The organism is Halorubrum sp. SD612, assembly GCF_002135005.1.
In genome coordinates this window covers 1-5,188 of sequence record NZ_NEWI01000163.1, presented here as the reverse complement: position 1 = coordinate 5,188, position 5,188 = coordinate 1, and the positions used below count along the sequence as shown (strand labels likewise).

The window sequence follows — 5,188 nt, the reverse complement described above, 5'->3', positions numbered from 1 at the left end:
GGTCGTACGCGGCGGCCGACGGCGGGCGGTTCGTCGTCGAGACCGACACCGCCGACCCGGTGCGGGCGCGGGACGTCGTCGCGGCCACGAAGAACGAGGTCGGCTACCTGGAGGGGATCGACGGCGTCGGGATCGTCGACCGCGGGAAGTCGTACGTCGACGTCGACGAGCGCGGCCGGACCGGCGTCGACGGCCTGTACGCGGCGGGGCGGCTCGCGGAGAAGCCCCACCAGACCGCGGTGTGCGCCGGCCACGGCGCCGAGGTCGCGGTCACGCTGTTGGAGGACGACGACGCCGCCTTCTACCACGACTGGGTGGCGCCGGAGGGGTACTTCACCGACCGCGGTCGCGAGGTGCCGCCCGGCTGCGAGGAGATCGACGCCGACGAGCGCCGCGAGCGCGAGTCGACCGCGCTCGACGCGACCCGCGACCGATTCGCCGAGCCGCACCCGGACCCGCAGGAGACGCACCCGAGCCTCGAGGAATGACCGACCCGACGACAGAAATCGACCCGTGATCGGAACCACCCTTCGCGAGATCGCGGACCACATCGAATCGCTCGCGGCCGCGGACGGCGAGTTCTCGCTCGTCTGCGCCCGGTACGGTGACCGCCCGGTTCCGGCCGCGGGGCTGCGGTTCGACAGCCGCGAGACGGCCCGTGCGGCCGCCCGCGCGACGGAACAGTACCGCGACGCGCTCCGGCGGTACGACCCGGAGCTCCCCTTCTACGACGTCGTCGTCAGACAGGAGTTCGCCGAACCCCAGTCGCGTCCGACGGGGCGAGACGACGGATCCCCGCCGGCAGTGCCCGAGGACGGCGGACCGCTGTTCGCGCCCGACGAAGCCGAGCCGGTACCGGACCGGCTGCGGGAGCGGATCGTGGACGACGCCGCCCATCGCCGGCGCGCGGGCGACGACGGCGAACGCGACGGGGACCGTGCGGACCGCCCCCGACCGCGCGAGTCGCTCGAGCGGGGGCGGCGCCGCGACCGCGTCGAGTTCTGTCACGCCGCGGCGGCGGCGACGTTCGAGGCGCTCTCCGCGGGCGGACACGAGCGCGCCGAGTCGGCGGTGATGGACGCGTACTTCTCGCTTGCCGAGCGCGTCTCCGACCCCGACGAGCTCTGTCTCTGCCTGCTCGAAGCGATGGGGGCCGCCCTCAACCGACACCTCGGTCCGACGGCGCAGGCGGCGGTGGTGGCCGACGCCGCCGAGCGCCTCCCCGACCCGCCGGAGCCGTCCGCCGCCGATCCGGTCAGCGCGGCGTTCGACCGCCTCGCGGCCGTCGGCCTCGTTGAGGGCTACGAGCGCGCCGGCGACGCGGGACCGGACCCGGAAGCCGGGGCCCCCGACCACGCGACGGTCCGGATCAGCGGGTACGCGCTGTCGCCTACGGACGGACGGGTCGCGACGCTCCCGGCCGCCTTGGAGGTGTGCCGTCGGGACCCGCGGGGACGCATCGCCGGGACCGCCCTCCTCGCAGCCGCCGGCGACCCGACCGGCTCGGACTGGTGGGTCAGGGTCGACCCGCAAGCTCCCTCCCTCGACGGCGGCCCGTCGACCGCGTCGGTTCCCGGGAGGAACTGACCGCCGCCGTGGCGACGCGCCGACCGCCGCCGCTCCGGCTCTCCGCGCTTCGGCCCTCCGCGTCCGGTCCCCCGCGCGCCGGCCTCTCGTACACCGGCGCCCGCGTCGCCGCCCTACTCCTCGTCCGGCTCGATCCGCACGAGGTCGGCCTCGACGTCCTCGACGAACGCGCCCTGCCCCCCGACGGTGACCTCGCCGTCGTCCGTCTCGACGACGAGGGAGTGTTCGACCGGGAACTCGTTGTTCGTCGGCTCCACCATCCCCTGTCTCGTCTCGACGACGCGCCCGACGACCTCGGCCGGCTCGTCGTCGTCGGTCCACCGGCCGGCGACGGTCACGCGCGGGGGGTCGCCGGCGCGGAGCCGCAGGGTCGCCTGGAGGACGGTGTGTCTGAAGTCGGTGTACTCGGCCGGGAGCGGCGCGGGGTCGGCGACGGCCAGCTCGGTCGCGGCGGGCCAGTAGTTCCCGAGGAACGAGCCGACGATCACGGGCGCGAGCTGCTCCTGCGCGAAGGCGATGGCCTGCCGGTCGGTGGTCGACCGCCGGAGGAGCTCGGGCGGGGCCACGCCGCCGGCCGCTGCGTCGACGGTACGCAGCGTCGGCATCGCCTCGCTCCAGGTCCGGACGACGTTCGCGACGCCCTCCAGCGCGGGGTCGTCCGCGTCGAGGTCGGCGGCCGCGTCGGAGACGACGAGGAGGACTAAGACGCCGCGGTCGACCGCGTCGGCGAGCGCCTCCTTCACCTCCGGGAGCTGCTTCGCCGTGATCGACAGCGCCACCTCCGACTCGGCGTCGGCCAGCAGCGACCGGATCCGCTTGATGACGGTGACGCGCGACTTGATCACCTCGAACTGCTCGGCCTGACGCTCCACGCGGGAGTACCGCTCCGCCAGCCCGGGTCGCATCGCGTCGACGTCCGACCGAAGCCGGTCGATGACCTCGTCGGGGGGGTTCGCGCGGATCGTCGTCGGCACGACGTGGTCGTTCACCTCGACGAAGCCGCGCTCCTCCAGCGACTCGCTCACGCTGTAGACGTACCGCTTCGAGACGCCCGCCGCGTCGGCGACCGTGCTCGCCTTCGCCTCGCCGTGTTCCAGCAGACTGAGATAGGTGTCGACCTCCTTGTCGGAGAGCCCGAAGCGGCGGAGGAGGTCGGTCAGCGTCCGGTCGTCCATACGCACGCCTCTTCCGAGCGACACTTATAAGGGTCGGTACCGGGCGGCGCCGCCGCTCCCCGACCGACCGCCGGCGGCCGACCGGTCAGCGGAGGACGGCGACCGCGTCGACCGCGACCCGAGCCTCGCCGTCGCCGTCGCGCTCCGCCGCGCTCCCGTCCCCGAACAGGTCCGCCTCGACCGCGTCGGGGACGGCGACGGTCGCCGGCGCCTCGGCGAAGTTGACGACGACGAGGAGCGGCTCCCGATCGGCGTCGCCGTCGGCCGCCCCGTCCGCCGGCGGCGTGCGATCGTAGGCGACCACGCGCTCGGCGTCCCCCTCGACGACGCGGACCGCGTCGGCCCGGCCGTCGAACGACACCCCTCCGTCGCGGAGGACCGGTTCGGCCTCCCGGAGCGCGGCCAGCCGGCGGTGGAACTCGGTGAGGGCGTTGTCGCCGTCGTGCCACCGGATCGGTCCGCGGTACGTCTCGTTGCCGCGCTCCTGCCCGGCGTAGATCATCGGTGCCCCCGGCAGCGTGAACGTCACCGCGGCGGCCGCGCGCAGGGCTTCTCGGCCGTGCTCGGCGAGGTACCGGTCCTCGTCGTGGTTCTCGACGTAGCGCATCTGGGAAGCGGGGTCGCCGAAGCCGAGCCACTCGCCGCGCGCGAGCGCCGCCTCGACCGCGTCCGCCGGCTCGTCGCCCGCGCCGACCGCCCGGAGCGTCTCGTACAGCGACGTATCGTAGTGGCGGTGGAACTCCCCCTCGCCGTAGAACGGGTCGTGCGGGAGCGTCTCGTCGAGCAGGAGGGTGTCGTCGGGAACGCGGTCGGCAACCTCCTTCCAGAAGCCGTGCGGGACGCCCCACGCCACGTCGGCGCGGAAGCCGTCGACGACCGCGGCCCACTCGTCGACGGCGTCGAGCAGCCACTCGCGGACCGCCGGGCTGTCGTAGTTGAGGTTCGGGATCCGACCCCACTCGAAGTAGTAGTCGGGCGCGTCCCCCTCGCCGAGCTCGGCCCAGTCGATCCCGGTCACGTCGCTGGCGGCGTCGGTCCGGCGGTAGTGGTCGGCGTACGCGTCGACGCCGGCCGAGTGAAGCTGGAACGCGGGGTGGTCGCGGGAGGTGTGGTTGATCACTAAGTCGAAGATAACGCGGATCCCGGCGTCGTGGCAGGCGTCGACGAGCGACGCGAACGCCTCGCGCGAGCCGAGGTCCGCGGCCGTGTCGTAGTAGTCGGTGACGTGGTAGCCGTGGTCCGTCGGCGAGGCGAGGACGGGGGTGAGCCAGAGCGCGTCGACGCCGAGGTGGTCGAGGTACTCGACGCGGCGCTCGATCTCCGCGAACGTCGTCGGCAGCGTGTCGCCCGCGAACGACCGCACGAACACCTCGTATATCGTCGGCGACTCGGCCCACTCCGGCGTCGGGTTCGGGTCGGTGACCGCGACCGCTCCGTCGCCGTCGCCACCGTCACTGCCGGCCGCGGTGCCTTCCCGCTCGATCCGGACCGTCTCCGCCGCCCCGTACCGCTCGCCGTGCGGGACCGCGTGGACCCGAACCGAGCCGGGGAGCTCATCGAGCGGGACCGAGAGCGTCCAGCCGTCGGCGCGCGACTCGACCGCCGCGACCGTCTCCGGGTCGGCGTCCCGGTCGTCGACGAGGAACGTCGCGTCGAGCGCGTCCGGGTCGCCGCCGCGCTCGACGTCGTCGACCCCCGGGGCGGGCTCGACCGCGGCGGTCAGGCGGAGCCGGTCGCTCCCTCCGTCGTCACCGGGCTCGTCGCTCTCGACGACCGCCGCGTCCAGCGATATCCGCGGTCGACCGGGACCGGGAACCTCGCAGTCCCCGTGGGACGCCGCCGAGCGGTCGCCGTCGGGGACGAGGCCGAAGCCGTGCCGACCGGGGGGGACGCGCACCGACGCGACCCACTCGTCGCCGTCGCGCTCGGTCCGGTCGAGCGCGAGCCGGTTCTCGTTGAGGTGCCACAGCAGCGAGACGCGGTCGGGGTCGTCGACCGACAGGTCGGCGTCCGGGACGCGGATCTCCGCCTCGCGCCGCTCGTCGGGGAAGACGCGCACGCGCTGTCGGTGGACGCCGTCCGGCGCGTCGAGCGCGAGGGCGTAGGTCCCGGGGACGTCCGGGTCGAGGTGGACGACGGGGTCGTCGTCGCGGCCCGTCTCGCCCGCGCGAAGTACCGCCGGGGCGTCCGCCTCGCGGCCGGCCGCCTCGCCGTCGGTCCTCGGTCCCTCGCGATCGGCCGTCGTCGCCGAGCTCGGCGGCCCGGTCGACTCCGGGTCGGGGCCGTCGCCGGGAGCGAGCTCGCTGTCGGCGGGCGCGTCGCGGACGGTCCACCGGTACGTTCCGTCTGGGTCGGGCGAGCGCGGCGCCAGCTCGACGGGCCCGCCGGCGCTCGTTGTTCGCGGGGGGCCGGGGTCGGGCCAGCCC

At 74.8% G+C, this 5,188-nt stretch carries 3 protein-coding genes and 1 pseudogene; 2 read left to right on the top strand and 2 right to left on the bottom strand.

Annotation, left to right across the window (positions count from 1 at the left end; translation table 11 throughout):
- A pseudogene (locus tag B9G38_RS14070) lies at nt 1-488 on the top strand (thioredoxin reductase); the annotation flags it as partial.
- 25 nt (nt 489-513) lie between these two features.
- Nucleotides 514-1,587: a hypothetical protein gene (locus tag B9G38_RS14065; RefSeq protein ID WP_086220780.1), complete on the top strand. Its 1,074-nt coding sequence runs from the start codon at nt 514-516 to the stop codon at nt 1,585-1,587.
- A 113-nt stretch (nt 1,588-1,700) separates the two neighbouring features.
- Here B9G38_RS14065 and B9G38_RS14060 read toward each other — a convergent pair whose 3' ends face one another.
- Nucleotides 1,701-2,762, bottom strand: a complete 1,062-nt coding sequence (locus B9G38_RS14060; RefSeq protein WP_086220779.1) for a TrmB family transcriptional regulator sugar-binding domain-containing protein — start codon at nt 2,760-2,762, stop codon at nt 1,701-1,703.
- An 85-nt stretch (nt 2,763-2,847) separates the two neighbouring features.
- The coding region (locus B9G38_RS14055; protein ID WP_233127216.1) for an alpha-amylase family glycosyl hydrolase at nt 2,848-5,188 on the bottom strand (2,341 nt) is incomplete at its 5' end.